General features: G+C 66.7%; 20 protein-coding genes and 3 pseudogenes. 10 read left to right on the top strand and 13 right to left on the bottom strand.

Annotation, left to right across the window (positions count from 1 at the left end; all coding sequences use genetic code 11):
- Positions 1–2: 2 nt before the first annotated feature.
- Together EJP69_RS08020 and EJP69_RS08015 are read right to left on the bottom strand one after the other, a co-directional pair.
- Positions 3–812, bottom strand: coding sequence for an SDR family NAD(P)-dependent oxidoreductase (locus EJP69_RS08020; protein ID WP_170217067.1), 810 nt, complete (start codon positions 810–812; stop codon positions 3–5).
- An 85-nt stretch (positions 813–897) separates the two neighbouring features.
- A pseudogene (locus EJP69_RS08015) lies at positions 898–2,490 on the bottom strand (GMC family oxidoreductase); the annotation flags it as partial.
- Between the two features lie 126 nt (positions 2,491–2,616).
- Here EJP69_RS08015 and hemE point away from each other — a divergent pair.
- Together hemE and EJP69_RS08005 are read left to right on the top strand one after the other, a co-directional pair.
- Complete coding sequence (hemE, locus tag EJP69_RS08010) at positions 2,617–3,726, top strand: uroporphyrinogen decarboxylase (protein ID WP_126469325.1); 1,110 nt, start codon at positions 2,617–2,619, stop codon at positions 3,724–3,726.
- A gap of 459 nt (positions 3,727–4,185) precedes the next feature.
- On the top strand, positions 4,186–6,297 hold the full coding sequence (locus EJP69_RS08005; RefSeq protein ID WP_476718502.1) for a primosomal protein N': 2,112 nt from the start codon (positions 4,186–4,188) through the stop codon (positions 6,295–6,297).
- A gap of 43 nt (positions 6,298–6,340) precedes the next feature.
- On the opposite strand, the gene EJP69_RS08000 is transcribed toward EJP69_RS08005, so the two are convergent.
- Positions 6,341–6,550: a hypothetical protein gene (locus EJP69_RS08000; RefSeq protein ID WP_093207455.1), complete on the bottom strand. Its 210-nt coding sequence runs from the start codon at positions 6,548–6,550 to the stop codon at positions 6,341–6,343.
- Between the two features lie 307 nt (positions 6,551–6,857).
- On the opposite strand from EJP69_RS08000, the gene EJP69_RS07995 reads away from it, so the two are divergent.
- Positions 6,858–7,484, top strand: a complete 627-nt coding sequence (locus EJP69_RS07995; RefSeq protein WP_240652086.1) for a hypothetical protein — start codon at positions 6,858–6,860, stop codon at positions 7,482–7,484.
- Positions 7,485–7,494: 10 nt separating this feature from the next.
- Here the strand turns inward: EJP69_RS07995 and EJP69_RS07990 are convergent, their stop codons facing one another.
- Positions 7,495–8,517 (bottom strand): AEC family transporter, encoded by a 1,023-nt coding sequence (locus EJP69_RS07990; protein ID WP_126469323.1) that lies wholly within the window; start codon positions 8,515–8,517, stop codon positions 7,495–7,497.
- A 154-nt stretch (positions 8,518–8,671) separates the two neighbouring features.
- Here EJP69_RS07990 and EJP69_RS07985 point away from each other — a divergent pair, with 154 nt between their 5' ends.
- The 4 genes from EJP69_RS07985 to nadE are packed head-to-tail and all read left to right on the top strand — an operon-like array spanning position 8,672 to position 13,344.
- Complete coding sequence (locus EJP69_RS07985; RefSeq protein WP_093207104.1) at positions 8,672–10,780, top strand: ATP-dependent helicase; 2,109 nt, start codon at positions 8,672–8,674, stop codon at positions 10,778–10,780.
- On the top strand, positions 10,777–11,283 hold the full coding sequence (locus tag EJP69_RS07980) for a hypothetical protein (protein WP_240652085.1): 507 nt from the start codon (positions 10,777–10,779) through the stop codon (positions 11,281–11,283). Before EJP69_RS07985 ends, EJP69_RS07980 begins: the two co-directional genes overlap by 4 nt.
- Entirely contained in the window at positions 11,280–12,464 is a 1,185-nt protein-coding gene (locus tag EJP69_RS07975; RefSeq protein WP_176947370.1) for a phospholipase A, read from the top strand. The genes EJP69_RS07980 and EJP69_RS07975 overlap by 4 nt, the downstream gene beginning before the upstream one ends.
- Before the next feature lie 25 nt (positions 12,465–12,489).
- Entirely contained in the window at positions 12,490–13,344 is an 855-nt protein-coding gene (gene nadE, locus EJP69_RS07970; protein WP_126469322.1) for an ammonia-dependent NAD(+) synthetase, read from the top strand.
- A gap of 21 nt (positions 13,345–13,365) precedes the next feature.
- Here nadE and EJP69_RS07965 read toward each other — a convergent pair whose 3' ends face one another.
- Positions 13,366–13,581 carry a hypothetical protein gene (locus EJP69_RS07965; protein WP_126469321.1) on the bottom strand — a complete coding sequence of 72 codons (216 nt, stop codon included), beginning with the start codon at positions 13,579–13,581 and terminating at the stop codon, positions 13,366–13,368.
- A 76-nt stretch (positions 13,582–13,657) separates the two neighbouring features.
- Here EJP69_RS07965 and EJP69_RS07960 point away from each other — a divergent pair.
- Positions 13,658–13,946, top strand: a pseudogene (locus EJP69_RS07960) (IS701 family transposase); the annotation flags it as partial.
- 317 nt (positions 13,947–14,263) lie between these two features.
- On the opposite strand, the gene EJP69_RS07955 reads toward EJP69_RS07960, so the two are convergent.
- The 4 genes from EJP69_RS07955 to EJP69_RS07940 all read right to left on the bottom strand — a co-directional run bounded on the left by EJP69_RS07955 (position 14,264) and on the right by EJP69_RS07940 (position 18,034).
- Positions 14,264–14,461 carry a helix-turn-helix transcriptional regulator gene (locus tag EJP69_RS07955; protein WP_338067628.1) on the bottom strand — a complete coding sequence of 66 codons (198 nt, stop codon included), beginning with the start codon at positions 14,459–14,461 and terminating at the stop codon, positions 14,264–14,266.
- Positions 14,462–15,440: 979 nt separating this feature from the next.
- A complete protein-coding gene (locus EJP69_RS07950) occupies positions 15,441–16,484 on the bottom strand; it encodes a relaxase/mobilization nuclease domain-containing protein (RefSeq protein ID WP_093207094.1) in 1,044 nt (347 codons plus the stop codon).
- Positions 16,485–16,539: 55 nt separating this feature from the next.
- Positions 16,540–17,121 (bottom strand): hypothetical protein, encoded by a 582-nt coding sequence (locus EJP69_RS29795; protein WP_240652084.1) that lies wholly within the window; start codon positions 17,119–17,121, stop codon positions 16,540–16,542.
- A 349-nt stretch (positions 17,122–17,470) separates the two neighbouring features.
- Positions 17,471–18,034, bottom strand: coding sequence for a helix-turn-helix domain-containing protein (locus tag EJP69_RS07940; RefSeq protein ID WP_256230254.1), 564 nt, complete (start codon positions 18,032–18,034; stop codon positions 17,471–17,473).
- Between the two features lie 139 nt (positions 18,035–18,173).
- Here EJP69_RS07940 and EJP69_RS07935 point away from each other — a divergent pair, with 139 nt between their 5' ends.
- Entirely contained in the window at positions 18,174–18,497 is a 324-nt protein-coding gene (locus EJP69_RS07935; RefSeq protein WP_338067619.1) for a helix-turn-helix domain-containing protein, read from the top strand.
- A gap of 202 nt (positions 18,498–18,699) precedes the next feature.
- On the opposite strand, the pseudogene EJP69_RS29790 reads toward EJP69_RS07935, so the two are convergent.
- The 4 genes and pseudogenes from EJP69_RS29790 to EJP69_RS07915 form a co-directional block, all read right to left on the bottom strand.
- Positions 18,700–18,864 (bottom strand): annotated as a pseudogene (locus EJP69_RS29790) (IS630 family transposase); the annotation flags it as partial.
- A 92-nt stretch (positions 18,865–18,956) separates the two neighbouring features.
- On the bottom strand, positions 18,957–19,235 hold the full coding sequence (locus tag EJP69_RS07925) for a hypothetical protein (RefSeq protein ID WP_126469319.1): 279 nt from the start codon (positions 19,233–19,235) through the stop codon (positions 18,957–18,959).
- A 17-nt stretch (positions 19,236–19,252) separates the two neighbouring features.
- Positions 19,253–19,378 carry a YHYH domain-containing protein gene (locus EJP69_RS07920; protein ID WP_126469318.1) on the bottom strand — a complete coding sequence of 42 codons (126 nt, stop codon included), beginning with the start codon at positions 19,376–19,378 and terminating at the stop codon, positions 19,253–19,255.
- Positions 19,379–19,500: 122 nt separating this feature from the next.
- Positions 19,501–19,782, bottom strand: coding sequence for a hypothetical protein (locus tag EJP69_RS07915; protein WP_240652082.1), 282 nt, complete (start codon positions 19,780–19,782; stop codon positions 19,501–19,503).
- 218 nt (positions 19,783–20,000) lie between these two features.
- On the opposite strand from EJP69_RS07915, the gene EJP69_RS07910 reads away from it, so the two are divergent.
- Entirely contained in the window at positions 20,001–20,363 is a 363-nt protein-coding gene (locus EJP69_RS07910) for a hypothetical protein (RefSeq protein ID WP_093299913.1), read from the top strand.
- Positions 20,364–21,052: the final 689 nt, after the last annotated feature.

Here is a 21,052-nt window from a genome sequence, read left to right as displayed (position 1 = left end):
TCTCAGGCGCCGTGCGCGAAGGCGATGGTGGGAAGGTCCACTGCGGAAGCGCCGCCGTCGACCATCAGCGAACTGCCGGAGACCATCGCGGCCAGCGGCGAGGCGAGGAACATCACGGCGTTCGCCACGTCCTCGGGGCTGGCGGCGCGGCCCATCGGCACGTCGCGCGTGACAAGGTCGTAGGCCGCGTCGGCATCGGCCAGGCGGTATTTGTCGACGAGCACCTGCATCTGCTCGTCGGCCATCTCGGTTCGCACCCAGCCGGGGCACACGGCGTTCACGCGCACGCCCTGCCTGCCGTAGTCGCGCGCCAACGAACGCACGAGGCCGATGAGCGCGTGCTTCATCGTCACGTAGCCGACCACGCCCGGCCCCGCGAAGTGGCCGGCGAGCGAAGACAGCACGACGATGTTGCCGCGCCGCTCGATCAGTTCCGGCAGCAGTTCGCGCGCGCAGACGAAGGCGGTATCGAGGTTCAGGCGCGTCGAGAGCGCCCACGATGCATCGTCGGTGGAGAGCGCATCGCCCACGCCGTGGCCGCCCGCGTTGGCGACGAGCACGTCGACGCGGCCGAACTTCTCGCGTGCCTGGGCCAGCGCACGCCGCACGTCGTCGGTGTTGGCGGCATCGCCCGCCACAGCGAGGCCGCCGAGCTTCGAAGCGACCGCCTCGAGCTGCGCGAGGCGCCGCCCCATCAGCACCACGCGGCCGCCCGCCGCGACGAACTGCGCAGCGACCGCCGCGCCGATGCCGGTGCCGCCGCCCGTGATGAACGCGACCTTGCCGGCCATGGAATTTCCTGTGGAACTCATTCGCTCTGTCTCCTTGTTCTCGTCCGGATCGACTCTAGGTTTGGGCGCGCGTTTGCGATTGACCGAAGGCGCAGAGTCAGTTGCCCGACAGCGCAAAGTCGGCGCAGCGCTCGGCCAGCATCACCGTGGGCGCATTGGTGTTGCCGCTGACGAGCGAGGGCATCACGGAGGCATCGCACACGCGCAGCTTCTTCATGCCGTGCACGCGCATGCGCGCATCGACCACGGCCATGCCGTCGCTGCCCATGCGGCAGGTGCCGCTCGGGTGGTAGACGGTCTTGGCGCGCTGGCGCACGTAGGTCTCGATGGCGTCGTCGGCCAGGTCTTCGGCGGCGGAGGGCGCGAGCTCTTCCGACACCAGCTCGCGCAGCGCCGGCGCGCGCAGGATGCGGCGAGCGAGCTTCACGCCGCGCACCAGCGTGGCGACGTCTTCCTGTGCCTGCAGGTAGCCGCCGTCGAACAGGATCGGCGCCATCGGATCGGCGCTGCGCAGCCGCACGCTGCCGCGCGACTTCGGGCGAAGGAAGCAGGGGTTGATCGAGATGCCGTGGCCGGCCAGCGGCTCGCGGTCGACGTCGCCCACCAGCACCGGCAGCACGTGGAACTGCAGGTCGGGGCGGCCCTCGCCGATGGTGTCGACGAAGCCGCCGCTCTCGACCACGTTCGAGGTGAGCAGGCCGGTGTTGAAGAGCGTCCACTGCAGGCCGTGCTTCAGCGCGGTGAGGCCGCGGTCGTTGCCCAGCAGGCTGATCGGCTCGCGCGTGCGGCCGTAGACCGACACCTCCAGGTGGTCCTGGAAGTTCTCGCCCACGCCGGGCAGGTCGCGCGCCACCGGGATGCCGAGCGACTGCAGCTGCGCGCCGGGGCCGATGCCCGAGAGCATCAGCAGCTTGGGCGAGGCCAGCGCGCCGGCCGAAAGAATCACTTCCTCGCGGGCCGTGGCCACGATGTCCTCGCCGGTGCCGCCCGCGCCCGTGCGGTAGGCCACGCCGGTGGCGGCGCCGTCCTGCGTCAGCACGCGCGTCACGTGGGCGCCGGTGACCACGGCGAGCTTCGGGTTGCCGCGCACGGCCGCGAGGTAGGTGGCGGCGGTGCTGGCGCGCCGGCCTTCGAAGGTAGTCGTTTGATAGAAGCCCACGCCAGCCTGTTCGGCGCCGTTGAAGTCGTCGTTGTAGGCCAGGCCGCTCTGCTGCGCGGCGCGCAGGAAGGCCAGGCTCAGCGGGTGGCGAAAGCGCGTGTCGCTCACCTTCAGCGGTCCGTTGGTGCCGTGCAGGTCGCAGGCGAAGCGAGCGTTCGACTCGGCCTTGCGGAACCACGGCAGCACGTCGCGCCAGCCCCAGCCTTCGCAGCCCTGCGCCTGCCAGCCGTCGTAGTCGGCGGGAGTACCGCGGATGTAGACCATGGCGTTGACCGAGCTGCCGCCGCCCAGGGTGCGGCCCTGCGGCACGAACATCCTGCGGCCGGCTGCGGCGCTCTGCGGCTCGCTCTCGTAGGCCCAGGTACGCTCGGTGCCGATCACGCGCACGAAGGTGGCGGGCATGTGGATGAAGCGGTCGTCGTCGGGCGGGCCGGCCTCCAGCAACAGCACGCTGCGGCCCGCCTGCACCAGCCTGTGCGCCAGCACGCAGCCGGCCGAGCCGGCTCCCACCACCACGAAGTCGAAAACCTGTTGCGCCATGTTCGTCCGGATTTGTTGTTCCGGGCGGATGCTCGGCGCTGCGGCGCGCCGTGGATCACCGGGGCGGCCTGGTGCAACTCAAAATGCGCTGTCGGTCAATGCGGGGGCGCCTGCGACAATCGGGAAATGCCTTTCGCCCCATTGCAAAACGACACTTTCCTGCGGGCCTGCTGGCGCCAGGCCACCGACCACACGCCCGTCTGGCTGATGCGCCAGGCCGGCCGCTACCTGCCGGAGTACGTGGCCACCCGCGCGAAGGCGGGCAGCTTCATGGGGCTGGCCACCAACACCGGCTACGCCACCGAGGTCACGCTGCAGCCGCTGGAGCGCTATCCGCTCGACGCGGCCATCCTGTTCTCCGACATCCTGACCGTGCCCGACGCCATGGGCCTGGGCCTGTCCTTCGAGGCCGGCGAGGGCCCGCGCTTCGCGCGCCCGGTGCGCGACGAGGCGGCTGTGGCCGCGCTCGAAGTGCCCGACATGGAGAAGCTGCGCTACGTGTTCGACGCCGTGGCCTCGATCCGCAAGGCGCTGAACGGCCGCGTGCCGCTGATCGGCTTCTCGGGCAGCCCGTGGACGCTGGCCTGCTACATGGTGGAAGGCGCCGGCTCCAGCGACTACCGCCTCGTGAAGAGCATGCTCTACGGCCGCCCCGACCTCATGCACCGCGTGCTGGCCGTGAACGCCGACTCGGTGGCCGCGTATCTCAACGCCCAGATCGACGCCGGCGCGCAGGCCGTGATGATCTTCGACAGCTGGGGCGGCGTGCTGGCCGACGGCGCGTTCCAGGAATTCAGCCTCGCCTACACCGCCCGCGTGCTGGCCGGCCTGAAGCGCAACGGCGCCGACGGACAGCCGGTGCCACGCATCGTGTTCACCAAGGGCGGCGGCCTCTGGCTCGATGCCATGCGCGAGCTCGACTGCCAGGTGCTGGGCGTGGACTGGACCGTGAACCTGACCGCCGCGCGAAAGCAGATCGCCGAGGGCACGGACGGCAAGGCCAAGGCGCTGCAGGGCAACATCGATCCCAACGTGCTGTTCGCGCCGCCCGACCGGATCGAGGCCGAGGTGGCGAAGGTGCTCGACGCCTTCGGCAAGCCCCACGCCGACCGCTCCACCCAAGGCCCGACGCACATCTTCAACCTGGGCCACGGCATCAGCCAGTTCACGCCGCCGGAGCACGTCGCGGCGCTGGTGCAGGCGGTGCACGCCCACTCGCGTGCGATGCGCGGCTGACACCACACCTGTTATCAGCAAGAACGGGTTCGGGCGGCCGCGGCGCCCCCTGGAAGTTGGTACGCCAGCGTTTGTCAAGCGCAAAAACGGCATATGGTTCCGTACTTATGCACAAAACACGTGCTGCACTGCGCAAGATTTCGAAGCGGGCCGCCTTCTTTGCTCCCAAAGAGATAGCAACGCTAAGTTGTTGATTTATATAGGATTTGAACTTTGCTTTTTTTCCGGGCAATCCAGCCAGAGCCTTGATTTTCAAGGCTTGGCGGCGAGTCCAGCATGCTTGTCAACAAAGTTATCCACAGGAACTCTGGATGGCTTCCAAAGCGCTGAAAAATCAACGACTTAAGCGCTCTTGCTCCAAGTCTCATTAACAAACCTCTCCAAGAAGGACCGCCCATCTCCACCGCCCGCCTGCCCCTCGACGAGGCTCCCCAGCCGACGGACGGCGCCCCGCCCGCGCTGCCCTGGCGGCTCGACATCGCCGTGCAGACGCCCGCGCATGCCGCGCTCGGCGACCTGCTGAGCTACGCCGGCGCCGAGCCCCTGCCGCCCGGCACGCTGGTGCGGGTGCCGCTGGGCAAGCGCGAGGTGCTGGGGGTGGTCTGGAACGAACCGGTCTCGCTGGAAGGCGCCGAGCCCGACATGGCGCTCAAGCCCGTGGGCGCGGCGCTCGACGCGCTGGCGCCGCTGGGCGAAGGCTGGCGCGACCTCGTGGCCTTCGCGGCGCGCTACTACCAGCGCTCGATCGGCGAGATCGCGCTGGCCGCCCTGCCGCCGCAGCTGCGCGACCTGTCGACGGCACAGCTGGCGCGTCGCCTCAAGCGCAAGAGCGCGGCGGGGCCAGTGGCCGAGACGGCCGAATCCGCGAACCCGGTCGCGCTGAGCGCCGAGCAGACGGCCGTGCTGGCGCGCATCGAGGCCTCAAACGAAACGGGCACGGGCACCTTCCTGCTGGTCGGCAGCACCGGCAGCGGCAAGACCGAGGTGTACCTGCGCTGCGTGGCCGACCTGCTCGCACGCGAGCCCGAAGCGCAGGCGCTGGTGATGGTGCCCGAGATCAACCTCACGCCGCAGCTCGAGGCCCGCTTCAAGGCCCGCTTCGGCGAAGAAGCGGTGGTGTCGCTGCACAGCGGCATGACCAACCCGCAGCGCCTCGCGAGCTGGCTGGCGGCGCACAGCGGCGCGGCGCGCATCGTGCTGGGCACGCGCATGGCGGTGTTCGCGTCGATCCCGGCGCTCAAGCTCATCGTGGTCGACGAGGAGCACGACCCGAGCTACAAGCAGCAGGAAGGCGCGCGCTACTCCGCGCGCGACCTCGCCGTGTGGCGCGGCCAGCGCGAGAAGGCCCGGGTGATCCTGGGCTCGGCCACGCCCTCTCTCGAGAGCTGGCACCAGAGCCGCCCCGCCGAGGGCGAAGACCCGGGCGGGCGCTACGTGCGGCTGGCCATGCCCTCGCGCATCGGCGCGGGCGAGCTGCCCGCGGTGCGGCTGGTCGACATGAACCTGCAGCCGCCGAAGACGGTGATCTCGGGCGCGCTGCTCGACGCCATCGGCCAGCGCATCGCGCGCGGCGAGCAGAGCATGATCTTCCTGAACCGGCGCGGCTATGCGCCGGTGCTGGCCTGCGGCGACTGCGGCTGGAAGAGCGAGTGCCCGCACTGCAGCGCGTACCGCGTGTTCCACAAAATCGACCGCACGCTGCGCTGCCACCACTGCGGCTTCACCGAGCGCGTGCCGCGCGCCTGCCCGGCCTGCGGCAACCCCGACATCGCGCCCGTGGGCCGCGGCACCGAGCGGCTCGAGGAGCACCTTGCCGAGCTGTTCTCTTCCGTGAAGCGGCCCGACGGCGGCGCGGTGCGCATCGCGCGCATCGACGCCGACAGCACCAAGAAGCAGGGTTCGCTCGAATCGCAGCTCGCCGCGGTGCACGCGGGCGAGGTCGACGTGCTGGTCGGCACGCAGATGATCGCCAAGGGCCACGACTTCCGCCGCATCACGCTGGTGGCGGCGGTGAACCCCGATGGCGCGCTGTTCTCCAGCGACTTCCGCGCGCCGGAGCGGCTGTTCAGCCTGCTGATGCAGTCGGCCGGCCGCGCGGGCCGCGACGCCGCGTACCTCGCCGCGCAAGGCGCGAAGGCCGAGATGTGGGTGCAGACGCATCATGCGCAGCACCCGCTCTTCATGGCGCTGCGCAAGCACGACTACGTCGCCTTCGCGCAGCAGCAACTCGACGAGCGCCGCGCCGCCGGCATGCCGCCCTTTGCGTTCCAGGCGCTGCTGCGGGCCGACGCACGCGAGCAGTCGGTGGCGCAGGGCTTCCTGAACACGGCGGCCGACCAGGCCGAGGCGCTGCCGGGCGCGGACATCGTCACGCGCTATCCGGCGGTGCCGCTGGCGATCCAGCGCGTGGCCAATGTGGAGCGTGCGCAGATGCTGATCGAGAGTCCCTCGCGCGCCGCGCTGCAACGGCTGCTTTCGGGCTGGCAGCCGCTGCTGCACGAATTGCGGCGCGCGCCGGAAGGCAAGGGAGTGATCCGCTGGCTGGTCGACGTGGACCCGCACAGCATCTGAGCGGAGTCCGTGCGGTCGGGGCGGCTGCCCCGAGAGCGCGGTTTCAGTGGTAGCCGGTGGGCTCCTTGCCCATGTCCACGTAGCGCAGCTCGTTGTGCCTGCGCCGCGCGATGCTCACGGGCCATGCGAACACGACGAGGCTCAGCGCCCCGAGCGCGATCGCGGTGGCGGTGCCGAACTTGCCGGCATGCCAGAACCAGCCGACCGCGGAGAGCCAGGTCAGCCACAGAAGGATGCGAACCAGTATTGCCATCGCGCGCCCCATTCACATCTTTGACTTGTGAACACTGTAGCAGCGCAATTGCAAACCCAAGCATTCATCTGAAGTAGTAGCGGATAGCTATGTCTTACGACATGCCCAGGACTACCGCAAATTTGTGAAAAAAGAGTTGACGGCGCCCCCCGGCGCTGTTCAAGCTGTAAAGACGCGAACCCGCCGTGGATCGCGCACTCCAAACTGCCTCGCTCACTGCTTGCAAAGGTAGGTCGCCGTGAAACCGCCGTCTCGTTCTGGTTGGTCCCTCTCGCTGGCATCGTGCCTGGTCGCCCTTTCCTTCGCCGTGCCACCGGCTTCGTCGGCGGCCGAGCTGGAACTGCAGGGCAGTCGCCTCGTGGTGTCGGGCATGCTCGACGGGACCATGATCAAGGAGTTCACCGAGCAGCTGGGCAGCGGAACAATCAGCACCGTGGTCTTCGAGGACTCGTTCGGCGGCACCGCCGAAGCGGCCGGCGCCTTCGCCGACGCCATCCGCGCGAGCGGCGTGCAGACCGAGGTGCGGGGCCAGTGCATGGCGGCCTGCGCCTATGCCTTCCTGGCCGGCAGGACGCACCGCTTCGGCTACGGGCTGCAGGTCAACGGCGTCCTGCTGCCGGTGGCGCAGCGCCCCACGGCCGCCGAACTGGCGGTGCGCTGGCGCGGCGACGACGCCCACAAGACGCTCAGCGATTTCATGCCAACCTCGGCCAAGCCGGTGGAAGCCAGCGTTCCGCCCGCGAAAGACAACGCCAGGGACGGCGCCAGAGACAACTGGCAGCCCGACCACGGCGTGCTCTTCACCGCAAGCCCCACGCTCTTCGGCCGCGTCTACAACACCTACTACTGCGACGGCACCCAGGGCCGCGACTTCTCGAAGTGCGAGCGCCTCGCCGATGCCGACCCGTACAAGCTCGGGGTGCTGACGCCCTAGCCCTTCACCCTCACCTCAGCGCGCTCACCGCCAGCGGAAAGCTCAGGAAGGCGATCACCGTCGTCCACAGGATGATGCGCGCGATGCGCCCGTTGTCCGCGCCGAAGCGCTCGGCCAGCATCGAGACGTTGCTCGCGCTCGGCAGTGCCGCGACCAGCACGATCGTCACCAGCGCCGCATGCGACAGCGGCAGCCCCAGCGCGATGGCGCCGAGCCCCAGGCTCCACACCAGCAGCGGGTGAGCGAGCAGCTTCACCGCCACCACCGGCAGCACGTCGCCCCACGGAGCCTTGGCCGCCGGCATGCGGCCGGTGGCGCCCATGGCCTCGGCCACCGCCGCGCTGGCGTCGTGCTCGCGCGCCAGCAGCGCCGAGCGGGCCAGTACCGCGCCGATAGTGAAGAGCGCCACCGGCGAGGCGGCATCGGCCAGCATGGCGATGGTGCGCTCGACGGGCCCCGTCAGCGCCCAGCGCGCGGCCGACAGCAGCACGCCCAGCAGGATCGACCACGGCATCGGGTTGACCACGATGCCGCGCAGCGCCTTGCGCGCCGCCAGCATGGCGCCGTGCCGCCCGGCGCCGCCGGCCCCGTCGAGCCGCGACAGCGCGATGCACAGCGAGGAAGTGACGACGAGATCGAACGCGATCGTGATGATGATCGGCCCCGCCGCCTGCGCGCCGAGGATGGCCACCAGCAACGGCACGCCCATGAAGCCGGTGTTCGGAAACGCGGCCACCAGCGCGCCGAAGGCCGCGTCGTTCCAGCCCACGCGCGAATTACGCGTGAACGCGACCACTCCCGCCACCACCGCCAGCGCGCAGATGCCCCATATCAGTGCAACGCTGCCGTCGAGCAGCTGCCCGATGGGCGTGCCCGCGCCGAAGCGCAGCAGCATGCACGGCAGCGCGAAATACAGCACGAAGGTGTTGAGGCCGGGAATGGCGTCCAGCGGCAGGATGCGGGCGCGGGCCGCGCCGTAGCCGGCCGCGATCAACGCGAAGAAAGGGAAAGTAACAAGGAATACAGGCAGCACCGGTGCATTGTCGTTTGGCGCCCGAGGGGCCGCATCGGAGTGCCCGGCCTACAAACCCGGCGGGGGCCGCACCCGTATCATTGGCCGCTTTGCTTTTGCGCCAGCCGTTCCCAACGGCGTTCTTCACGGCCTCTTCAGGTTCTCTTTTTCTCCCATGTCTCACGGTCTCAATCCCGCACAGCTCGAAGCGGTCAACTACATGAGCGGTCCCTGCCTGGTGCTCGCAGGCGCGGGCTCGGGCAAGACGCGCGTGATCACGCACAAGATCGGCCGGCTCATCCAGTCGGGCATCGAGCCGCAGCGCATCGCGGCCATCACCTTCACCAACAAGGCGGCCGCCGAGATGCGCGAGCGCGCGAAGCACCTCATCGGCAAGGACGCGCGCAAGGTCGTGGTGTGCACCTTCCACGCGCTGGGCGTGCGCATGATGCGCGAGGACGGCAGCGTGCTCGGCCTGAAGAAGGCGTTCAGCATCCTCGACGCCGACGACGTGACGAAGATCCTGAAGGATGCCGGCGGCACTTCCGACATCGCCACCGCGCGCATCTGGCAGTGGACCATCAGCAAGTGGAAGAACATGGGCCTGAACTCCGCGCAGGCCGAGGCCCAGGCCGCCGACGACAACGAACGCATCACCGCGAAGATCATGGCCCGCTACGAGGAGCGGCTGCTGGCCTACCAGAGCGTGGACTTCGACGACCTGATCGGCATGCCGCTGAAGCTGCTCTACGAATTCCCGGAAGTGCGCGCCAAGTGGCAGGCGATGATGGGCCACATCCTGGTGGACGAATACCAGGACACCAACGCCACGCAGTACGACGTGCTCAGGGCCCTGGCCGGCGAGCGCGGCCACTTCACCGCGGTGGGCGACGACGACCAGTCCATCTACGGCTGGCGCGGTGCCACGCTGGACAACCTGCGCAAGCTGCCGGTCGACTATCCGAAGCTCAAGGTCATCAAGCTGGAGCAGAACTACCGCTCCACCAGCGCCATCCTGCGCGCGGCCAACAACGTGATCGGGCCCAACCCCAAGCTCTTTCCGAAGACGCTGTTCTCCGAGCTCGGCGAGGGCGAGCCGGTGCGCATCGTCGACGCCGACAGCGAGGTGCACGAGGCCGAGCGCGCGGTGGCGCGCATCGTCAGCATCCGCGCGGGCGAGGCCACCACGCAGGGCAAGCAGTACAAGGAATTCCGCGACTTCGCCATCCTCTACCGCGCCAACCACCAGGCGCGCGTGTTCGAGCAGGCGCTGCGCAAGGCGCAGATCCCGTACAAGGTCTCGGGCGGCCAGAGCTTCTTCGACCGCGCCGAAATCAAGGACCTGTGCGGCTGGTTCCGCCTGTGGGTCAACAACGACGACGATCCGGCGTTCCTGCGCGCCATCACCACGCCCAAGCGCGGCATCGGCCACACCACGCTGGCGAGCCTGGGCACCTTCGCGAGCCAGTACAAGCTGAGCCTGTTCGAGGCGCTGTTCAGCCCCTCGCTGCCCAGCGTGATGCCCAAGCGCACGCTGGAAGGCATCCACGAGTTCGGCCGCTACATCAACGACCTCGAGTACCGCGCGCGCCGCACCATGGGCGCGGAAGACTCGCGCACCTTCATGCTCGACTGGCTGAAGGAGATCGACTACGAGAAGCACCTGTACGACGGCGAGGACAGCGAAGCCGCCGCGGCCTCGCGCTGGACCAACGTGCTGGAATTCGTCGACTGGATGTCGCAGCGCGCCGGCGGCACGCTCGACGACACCTCGGGCGCCGACAGCGGCGGCATCGAGACCGAGCGCAAGAGCCTGCTCGAGGTGGCGCAGACCATCTCGCTGCTGTCGACCATCAGCGAGCGCGAGCAGGACCAGGACGTGGTCACGCTCTCCACGCTTCACGCATCCAAGGGCCTCGAGTGGCCGCACGTCATGCTCATCGGCGTGAGCGAGGGCCTGCTGCCCTTCAAGCTCGACGACGACAACGGCCGCCAGCAGAAGGTGAGCGAGGACACGCTGCAGCGCCTGCAGGAAGAGCGCCGCCTGATGTACGTGGGCATCACGCGCGCGCAGCGCAGCCTGGCGGTGAGCTGGACCAAGAAGCGCAAGCAGGGCCGCGAGATGGTGCCCTGCATACCGAGCCGCTTCATCGCCGAGATGGGCCTGGACAAGGCCACCACCAAGGAAGACCCGCGCGAGAAGCTCAAGGCGCTGCGCGCCGAGTTCGCGCGCAAGGCGCAGGACAGCGCCGCGAAGGCCGCCGCAGCAGCCTCGGCACCATGAAGATGACGACGACGAAGACGACGACGAAGCCAATGAAGAAGACCGCCGCGACCACCGCCCTGCTGGCCGCAGCCCTGGCCGTTCTCTCGGGCTGCGCCTCGATGCGCGGCGGCAGCGCCGACTGCCCCACCGACGCGCGCGACCTGCCTCTGGAATCGCTCTACGGCAACTGGGAGGCGCGCTTCGACAACCTGCCCGCCGTGGCCGTCGTGCAGCTCGGCAAGCACCCCGACTACGACGGCGTGCGCGGCACCATCACGCGCAACGGTGCGAACCCCGCGAAGGCCACGGTCGCGCAGCTCGCGGGCGACGTGGACGACGAAGGCGCGCTTTCCATCGACGAGTCGCAGGACGGCCGCGCCATCAGCGGCGTGTGGTCGGGCAAGCTGCAGACCGGCTCGTGCGGGCGCGAGTTCAGGGGCACGTGGCGCAATGCCGCCGACGAGAGCACGCATCCGTTCGTGCTCAGCAAGACAGTGGCACAGGAAGGAAAGAAGCCATGACCAAGATGAAGACCATCCCGCGATCCCGCTTCAGGCTCGGCACGCTCGCAGCCGTGGCGGCGTGCCTGGGCGGCACGGCCGGCGCGGTGCACGCACAGGCCGTGGACAAGCCCGCGAGCCCGCTGGCCGACTCGCAGCTCACCTGGCAGCAGTGCGCCGCGCTTGGCGCCAACAACGATGCGCGCCTGGCCTGCTTCGACCGCTGGGCTCAGCAGCAGACGCTGCCCGCGGCGGCGGTGCCGCCGGCGCCTCCCGTGCTCGCGAGCACGCAGCCGCCGGTGGACGGCACGGTTCCCGCCACGCGCGTTGTCTCGGTGGCCACCACCGAAGGCTGCCGCGACCGCCAGTACTCGGCGCTCTCGCGCTTCTGGGAACTCGAGAACGCCACCGACTGCGGCACCTTCGGCTTCCGCGGCTATCGTCCGCTGAACGTGTCGGCCTCGGCCGCCACCAAGAAGCCCGAGACCCCGACCTCGCCCTCGGCCGGCCACACCGCCGACCCCGTGGCCTACCAGGCCAACGAGATGCGCATCGGCCTGTCGGTGCGCACCAAGCTCGCGCAGGGCATGCTCACGCAGAACGACCCGGTCAAGAAGGACTCGCTGTGGTTCGCCTACAGCCAGCAGTCGACCTGGCAGTTGTTCAACGGCGCCATCTCGCGGCCCTTCCGCACCACCGACCACGAGCCGGAGCTGATGTACGTCTACCCGACCGACTTCAAGCTGCCGGGCGGATGGCGCTGGCGCTATTCGGGACTGGGCATCGTGCACCAGTCGAACGGCCAGAGCCTGCCGCTGTCGCGCAGCTGGAACCGCGTGTACCTGATGGGCGGCGCCGAACTCGACGACCGCTTCACCGTCACCGGCCGCATCTGGAAGCGCATCTCCGAGAGCGCCGCGAAGGACGACAACCCCGACATCGCCGACTACTACGGCCGCGCCGAGATCACCGGCCGCTGGAACCTCAACCGCGACAACCAGCTTGCCGTGACCGTGCGCAACAACCTGCGCGACAGCGGCCGCGGCTCGATCCGCCTCGAATGGCTCAAGGCGATCGGCGACCCGACCAAGAGCAACCTGCGCTTCCACACGCAGCTGTTCTCGGGCTATGGCGACACGCTGGTGGACTACAACCGCAAGCGCACAGTGCTCAGCATCGGCCTGAGCCTTGTGGACTTCTGATTTCTTTCACACGAAGACCAACCTCATGAGTGCAGACCTGTCCCCCATCGACCTGTCCTCAGTTGACGATATGCAGCGCGAAATCATCGCGGCGCTGCACGTCGCGCCCGTCTTCGATGCCGCCCGCGAGCTGGAGCGGCGCGTCGACTTTCTCGCCGGCTACCTGAAGCAGACCGGCCTGAAGACGCTGGTGCTGGGCATCAGCGGCGGCGTCGATTCGCTGACCGCCGGCTGCCTCGCGCAGCGCGCGGTCGAGAAGCTGCGCGCCACGGGCTACGGCGCCACCTTCATCGCGATGCGCCTGCCCTACGGCGTGCAGAAGGACGAAGCCGAGGCGCAGGCCTCGCTCAAGGTGATGAAGCCCGACCGCACCATCACCGTCGACATCCGCCCCGCCGCCGACGGCATGCTCGCGGCGCTGAAGGCCGGCGACCTGACGTTCCGCGACGCCGCGCACGAAGACTTCGTGCTGGGCAACATCAAGGCGCGCCAGCGCATGATCGCGCAGTTCGCGGTGGCCGGCGCGCACGACGGCATCGTCATCGGCACCGACCACGCGGCCGAGGCGCTGATGGGCTTCTTCACCAAGTTCGGCGACGGCGCGGCCGACATCACGCCGCTCACCGGCCTCAACAAGCGTCGCGTGCGCGCGGTGGCGCAGCTGCTGGGCGCACCCGACGCGCTGGTCTACAAGGTGCCCACCGCCGACCTCGAATCGCTGGTGCCGGGCAAGCCCGACGAGGACGCCTTCGGCGTCACCTACGAGCAGATCGACGACTTCCTCGAAGGCAAGCCGGTGTCGGCCGAGGCGCGCCGCGTCATTCTTTCCACGCATCGCAAGAGCGCACACAAGCGCGCGCTGCCCGTCGAGCCCTTCTGAGGGCAGCGACGGCGCACCCGGTCAGCGCGCGACCACCCTCACCTTCCAGCGCCCGGCCCCGAGCTCGGAGGCATAGGGCGCGGAAATGCCGGCCTCGAAGCCGTTGTCCCGGATCACGGCGTCGTACAGCGTCCAGCGGACCTGCGTGCCGTCCGGCGCCTCGTGCACCGCCTGCATCGAAGGGGCGCCAATGTTGGTGCCCACGTGGGCGTAGCGCGCGTCCACCGTCATCGACAAGTGGGGCGGAAAGGGCTCGCTGCCCGGCAGGTCACGCCACTCGTCATGCACTAGCAGGCTGGGTCTCGGCGACTAAGAGGGCAGAGGTTGGCGGGGATTCCACCACCATGCCGCCTCGAGCATCGTGGCCTATGGGTTCTTGATGGCTGAACGCCTGATCGTCGACAAGTCTGTCGGCAAAAAGACTTCATCGAACGCCAAGTGCCTGCCCTCCCCGAGGATTACATCCCCCGCGGCAGTCCTGTGCGCACAGCGCCACGTGGCGATGTCGATCACGACACTGCGCCCCGACTGAGATACCGGCTGCTCGCTCGTCTCGGGCAATGCCCTGCTGCTTAAGGGCAAGCGCAAAGCTACTCTTTTGACACAGTAAGAATAGGCAATACGGACCGACGAAACCCTGGCTGTCGCTCGGCTCATCGAGCGTCTATGGCGAAAAATTCAAGAAGCAGTGGACCAGACAGCTTCCCCGCTGTTGCCCGTTAGGAAGAGCACGACCTTGACAGCCCAAGCTGGGCCACGTTTTAGGCTAGCAACGGCGATCCAGCGATGATCTACAGTCCGCTTTCGATCACAGCGGTCGTCCATTGCCGGGCATATCGCTGGCAGCTCTCAGTCTTCAGGGGTCATAGCAGCTGGATTCTTAACTGCCCGGTAGAAGTCGTCGGACCGCGGGCGCGTGTCAGGCTCCAGTATTGAGGTCGGCCGGCCCGTGGGCATCTGAGTACCCCTCCGGATCATCTACCCAGCGTTGCAACGCGGCACGAGGCCATCCGCAGGCGCGTCCACCCAAGTGCACAGGAGCTGGGAACTTGCCCTCAGCAATCCTGCGATATAGGGTCGCGCGGCTCAGCGCGGTGATGCGTATCACATCGTGCATGCGAAAGAACTCGGGCCCTTCCACGCTCGAAAGGTCAACACGGCGGTGACTGGAATGGGGTCCAAAATGCATGACAACTCCTTGAAGCTGGTTCGAGCCTTCAAGCAGCTAGCTGAGTACCGACGGCGAATCTCTGACTTGAAGAATCCGGGCAGCAGCAGCACCGGCGCCGAAACCAGCAGCAAACCCATCCTGACTTGATCAGCATTGCGGCCGTATCGAGGGCCTCTTAAGACTCGTCTTCCGCGTGGATGCACGTTGAGCATGCGACGACTCACGACTTCTGACAACTAACAACTTTCACAGTAGACAACCTCTACCTTTCGGCATCAGTGGCCACACTCCCAGACGACGACACCGCACCAGGGCTGCAGCCGAATGCAAGACCAGCGTTATTGCGCATCCGCTCGCACTCATACGTGCGCTGCGTAAGACTCACCAGAAACAGACGCGGACCGCGCCTCGAACAAGAACCGTTTTTGCCAAGCGACTTACCTGGAACGCCAGCCGCATGAGAGTGCGACGGTGCTCAAAGGCACACCCAATCCACCCTCGTTGCGCGGCATGTGGTGCATAAATGCCGATGGAAATTTCCGCTCATACGGCAAGGCCGCCGCCATCGCCGCGTCACGTGCAGGCAGTCAGGTCGCGGCTGGGCTCACCGATTGGCATCACCGACTTGGCCTGTGTCCGGCAGACGCGGCACGGTCGGCCCGTCATGTAGCGAGGCCAGACAGGCATCGATGGTCGAAACGTGAGCAAGTCGCACAGCGTCGGGCGGCATGGCGCGCGGGCATTGTGTTTCGTCATTGCGGCCTGCGAGAAGCAATTCGGGCAAATGAAACAATGCTTGCTGTCGCGGTCGGCGAGACCCACACGCCGGCCCCCAAGAGCGCCCTCAGCGAAGTCGTAGCACCCGCCAACGCGCAGAACCATTTCCCGACGTCAAGCTTCGTCGGCCGCTGCGTAAGTTCCTCGCTCACCGAAAGTGCGCTCCAGGTGACTTGACATCTGTACGTTGCTGCGTTCGACTTCGTTCCGCATCCTTCCAGCGCTCCGCCATGCGCCGCCCGTCGGTCTGCACAGCCGGCATGCGCTCGATGAAGCGCTCCACGCGTTCGGCCAACTCGACCTGACCCTGCCTTCTCAGCGTATCAGCGGCCGCCTGCCAGTCTGCCACCACCTCCTGCCGCGTGCGCCGCATCTCATCTCTGCCGGCATCGAGGGTGTCTCGCTTTGTCTGTAAAGCCCGCAGCACGGCCCCTAGCTTGGCCCGCATGAAACTCGAAGTCTTCGGTGACCGCCGACCTGCCCGCTCGGCCGGCGCCAGTCGCCCGAACGCGCGAAGCGCACGCAGGCGATGATGGATGGTGTCCATCAGCGGCTTGCGGATCTGCCCGCGCACCTGCCGCGGCGTCGCGTTGGCCGCCACGCCCTGCTCCCGCATCAGCGCGGCGAACTGCTCACGCCATTGGCGCAGCATCTCCTTGCGGATGTAGAGACGCTTGCCGGGCTCGAACTCGTGCTCGCACTTGACCACGAGATGCACATGCGGGTGTGGCTGGTCGGTGTGCAGCACCGTGGCGTACCGGTACTGGAGCGCAAAGTTCTCCCGCGCGAACACGCGCGCCGCCGCAAGCACCTTTCCCGGCGGCGTGCCCGGCGGCATCGACAGCACGATATTGTGGGCGAGCTTCGGGCGGATGTCCTTCTGGCCTGGAGCCGGCTTGGGCCTGTACTGGCTCCTGCACAGGTCCAACTGCCAGTCGGTGACGATCTCTTTGGGGGCACCATGGCCCCGCATGGCGGGCCCTTCATCGGTCTCGAGGGGCAGTTTCCCATGCCGGCTGATGTAGCGCAGGTGCGCTTCGACACCACCGGTGTCACGCCCGCCGCCGGAGACCTTCACCAACACCTCGGGCGTGCGTCCCACCGTACGCCGGATCTGCGCGATCTCGCCAGTCCCGAAGCGCAGCGTACCACTGGGTCCGCGTCGGCCGTAGCTCACGATGTCCAGCGCCATGTCGCGTACGCCATTGGTCGATTGATGGCCGCCGCGTGCCAGCCGCAGCGTCTGCTTAGGCACGGAGCACCTCGCGGCTGTGGGTCCCCCAGCTGATCAGGTTGCGCTGCACGATAGCGGTGGCGGCCACGCGCGCCTGTGCTACCTCCCGTCGGGCCAGCGCGAGTGCATCAATGATCTCGCAGGCCTGCGGCTGCGTGACGGTGTTCGGCAAGCCGAACATACGGAACTGCCGTCCGAACGCGGCCAGCTGAGCGCAGGTCGCCTTGATCTGAGCGAGTTCTTTCAGTGGCAGCACCATGGGTCCGTGCACATGGTTGTGAATCAGCATGGCGAGATAGCTGCCAGGCTTCATGCCCCGGGCTTCGGCCCGCTCAGCAATCAGGACGCGGTCGCCCGCAAGAAGCCGCAGGGTGATGCGATCTTCGGAAAGACGGCCGATGTCCGGAGCGCTCGGGGTATGTGTGGAGGACGACACCGTGGTCGAGGGCACATTGGTGCGCAGAACCTCGTCGACGAGCTTGGCGAGCAAGCCGGCCTCAGTCAGTTGATGATGTGCCGCGAGCGCAGCAAACCGTGTCCGCGTTTCGGCCGACACCCGGGCCCCAATCACGCTCGATCGAGAGGTCTTGGTCATCGCAACGCCATGGCTGTTAACAATGTCTGACGGCAGTCTATCCTGCCCTCATAGCCGCACAAGGACTCTGCCCCCCGGAGTCTCCGCGTGGCGCCACAAACATCACTTCGAGGCTAGTTGACGCTGACCTACCTCCCGCTCGCACAGAAGCGCTGCACGAGACACATCCACGATCTCTTCACCGTTTTCAACAGAGGAAGCCGCAATTACTGGCAGGCGCTTGTGGTGCATCTGTGTTCGGCATGCCGAACACCTAGGAAGGGACAATCCGGCATGAAGCAATAAATGCGCGAGCGATCCGCTCGACCGTGCATCCGCTTCGCGGCACGACGGCGTCGCCGCGAGCCGTCTACTCCCGCAGCGTGAACACCACCGACAGGTACGAAACCGGAGGAACCTCGATCGCCTCGATGCCGTGCAGCGCAGTCGCATCGAACAGCAGCGCGTCCCCTGCCCTCACCTCCACTACCTTGGCGCTGTAGCGGTAGCGCACCTCCCCGGAAAGGAAGTACAGGAACTTCAACCCAGGATGCTGGAAAGTCACGTAGGGATCGGCGCCCGGAAGCAGCGTGACCAGATACGGCTCGACGAAGATGTTGCCCGACAGCAGGTGGCCCAGCAGCTCGTAGCGGTAGTCCGCCACCGCGCCGATGCGGTCGACCAGTACACCGTGTCCTGCCCGCACATGGCAGAAATCCGTGCGCCGCGCCTGATCGCTGAAGAAGCGCGAGACCGGCACGTGCAGGCCTTGCGCGAGTCGCTCCAGCGTCTCCACCGAAGGCGAGACCAGCCCGCGCTCAATGCGCGAGAGCATCGAAGCAGAAATTCCCACCGCCAAGGCCAGCTGCCCCGCAGACATTCCTGCCGCCATACGCAGCGCTCTCACCTGCGCCCCCCTGTTTGCCAGTGACAGGCTGCGTGCCGCAGGTGCTGGATGCTGCGGCCTCGTAGGTAACGCAGAAGCGGGAAGCCGCACTGCTCGCACGCTCGGCAGCGGCGACGGGAGCAATGTCAAAGACATTTAGTTCACCTCGCTATGGTAATCATATCCCGTGTTATTTTATCCCGTGGTGCTTTATCCACGTAATACTGACCATCTCGAAATGGTCAACAGGGTTTCAGCTACCAGGAAAAAAGTGCCGGAGCTCGTACTTTTTGGCGAAGCGGTACGTCAGCGCAGAAAGGAACTCGGCTATTCTCAAGAGGCATTCGGCGACGCGTGTGAAATCGACCGCAGCTACATTGGCGGCATAGAGCGAGGCGAACATAATCTCGCGCTCATCAACATCCTCAAGATCATTGCAACCCTGGAAATGCAGCCTTCTGAGTTCTTTCAGGCGCTTGACAGACCGCGCAAGAAGCTGAGATCGAACTGAGTGTTAATTTGAGGGTGCGGATGAAAACTTGGACTGGTTTATGTGGCAAGTTCAAGGCTCACCTGATATTCGAAAGGGCTGAGAGAGCCAAGAGAGATCTCAATCCGCTTCTCGCTGTACCAGCGTCGGCGCCGCTCCGGCCCAATCACCTCCGCCGCGATCTCGTTGTTCGTGTTATTGAGCCGGCATGAATAAACTTGAATCAGGCCGCATGGCGGACTAGCTTGTGTTCGAAGTAGCTCCTGATGCGTTCGGGCTTGCGCAGCAGGCTGCTCAAGTTCCTTGCGGCGGCCTTGACCAACTGCAACTTCCTGCGGGCAGAGGCGCGCTTCTTGACGGCTTGCTTGAGATCGGCGTTGGGATTGAGCCCCAGCCACCACTTCCAAGCCCCTGATTCTTGATTGAATCAGGGGCTTTTCAGTTTCCGGGCCCCCGATGACCGCGCGGTTCTTCAACTAACTAGCTAGCCGGCTTCGCCCCCGCCTTGCCGGTATACGGATTCACGTTGCCCCTGGTGGACCAGTTGTCCGCCTTCGTGCCGTTCGGATTGGTCGCGTGGCTCGGCGCTACATGGGTTCCGTCGCTCCTGGTGTAGCCGCTGATCGAATGGCTGCCGCCCGAGCCGTGGCTGGCCGAGTGCGAGCCATGGCTTCCGGAACCGTGGCCGCCACCACCGCCTCTGGCGAACGCAGGCATGCAAACGGCCAGGGCGGTGGCCAGGACAATGATCGATCTCATCGTTGCATCTCCGCTTGTCAGTGGCAGTGATAGCCGCCGGTCTTGTGGTCGCGATGGCAGCCGTTCTTGTCCGTTCCGCCCGAGTGCGCGAACGCGCCCAGGCTCAGGCACAGGGCGGCCATCAGCACTGCGATCTTCTTCATGTTGTCTCCTCGCTCGCTTGAATGAAGTCGCAGTGTGCGCCCGTGCTCGATCTGTCAACCGAGGGTTTGCGAGCGATCTCCCATGTTCGTGGGAGCCCGGGAACTGAATGGCGCAGCGGCCTTCAGGCCGCGCAACTCTCGCGCAGCGAGCCGATGGTGCCTTCAGCTGCTTCGATGCGCCGATGCAGTTCCTCGTTGATGAGTCGGACCAGCGCGCCGAGTTCGGAGCGTGTCGGATAGACCTCTTCGCAGTCGCTCACATGCCGGGCGACGATGAGCTTCTCGAGGCACGCGTATGCGCAGTGCACCTCGCGAATGCTCGCGATGTCATCGCCTGCTTGCAGTGCGAGCGATTCCGGGGCGTGTTGAAGAGGGCGCGAGGGCGCGCGAGCGGATTTAGCCATGAATGATCTCCAAGAGCTTGCTTCCAAGAGCTTCTTCGAGCTGCTAAACCCGATCACGCCGTCTCGCGGCATGACGGGCGCAAGTATAGACATCGGCCTCTCGCCGTCGCGCGTGACATTTGGGAACGTTCTTCACCGTAGCGATGTGCGCCGCTCCGCAGGCCCGGGCGTTGGTGGTGCATCAGAGGCTGTTTTCCGTCCTCCAGGAGATGAAAGAAATGACTTTTTCCCGATCCATGCTCAAGCTGGTTGCCGCAGGTTTCATTGCCGCCGGTGCCTTGTCCGTCGCGGCATCCGCCAATGCCGGCACAAGCTGGTCCGTCGGCATCAACGTGCCCGGCGTGGTCGTGACCGAGCCCGCACCGGTCTACTACGAACCGGCTCCTGTCTACTCGCGGCCGGCTCCGACCTATTACCAGCCCGCCCCTGTGTATTCCACTCCGGCGCCTGTCTACTACGAGCCCAGCTGGGAGGAGCGCCGTGCCCAGCGCTGGGAAGAGCGTCGCGCGGAGCGCCGTGAATGGCGCCGCCGGCAATGGGAGCGCGAGCAGCACCGCCGCTACTACGAAGATCGCGACTGAGCGACGCGGGCACGCAGGCAACGTCGATCGGTGCGAAGGCGCCGAGGCGTTGCCGGACCGTGGCGACCCTTGCGCAACACCGCGCAATTCCTTCCCGGGCACGCTCGCCCGGCGAAGTGCCTGCCGATGGACGGCAGCGCTTCTTTCTTCCTTTCATGACAACCCCGCCAGCATTCAGCCGATGCACTGCCGCAGCGGCTGCGATCGCGCGCGCGGCACCACTTCGGTGAATGGCCGGCGCATGCCGGCCGCTGTGTTGTTGTGGCCATGACCGTTCGCGGCTATATCGTTACCGCGTGTTGACCGCGCAGCCGCTCGAGCGGCCTTCGGCGTCGCGCGCCGAAGAACGACATCCATCGCACTCCTGAAAGACCGGGCCCGCGAACTCCCTGACAAACGGGGATCGCGCGATGCCTCGGCTTGCCTGCGCACCCCCGTGCTGTCAATCCCTCCCGCCTCGGAACCGATGTAGGACTTCATGCCGGTTTGCGCTCACAAATTAGATGGGAAGTTTGCACATCTTGTTTCTCACCGAAGCAGAAAGGACTCAGCTTAGGACGTACCTTTATTGCGTTGCAGCATGAAAAACAAGGCGCGCTGCAAATCCGTGGACCGGTGGAGGACTGGGATCGGGTCTCTTTCTTTCAACACCTGAGGGCGCACCGCACCGGCGCGCCATCGACGTTTTC

The organism is Variovorax gossypii (genome assembly GCF_003965815.1).
Lineage (GTDB): Bacteria > Pseudomonadota > Gammaproteobacteria > Burkholderiales > Burkholderiaceae_C > Variovorax > Variovorax gossypii.
Note: the sequence above shows the minus strand (reverse complement) of the source record. Positions and strands in the feature narration are given on the sequence as shown.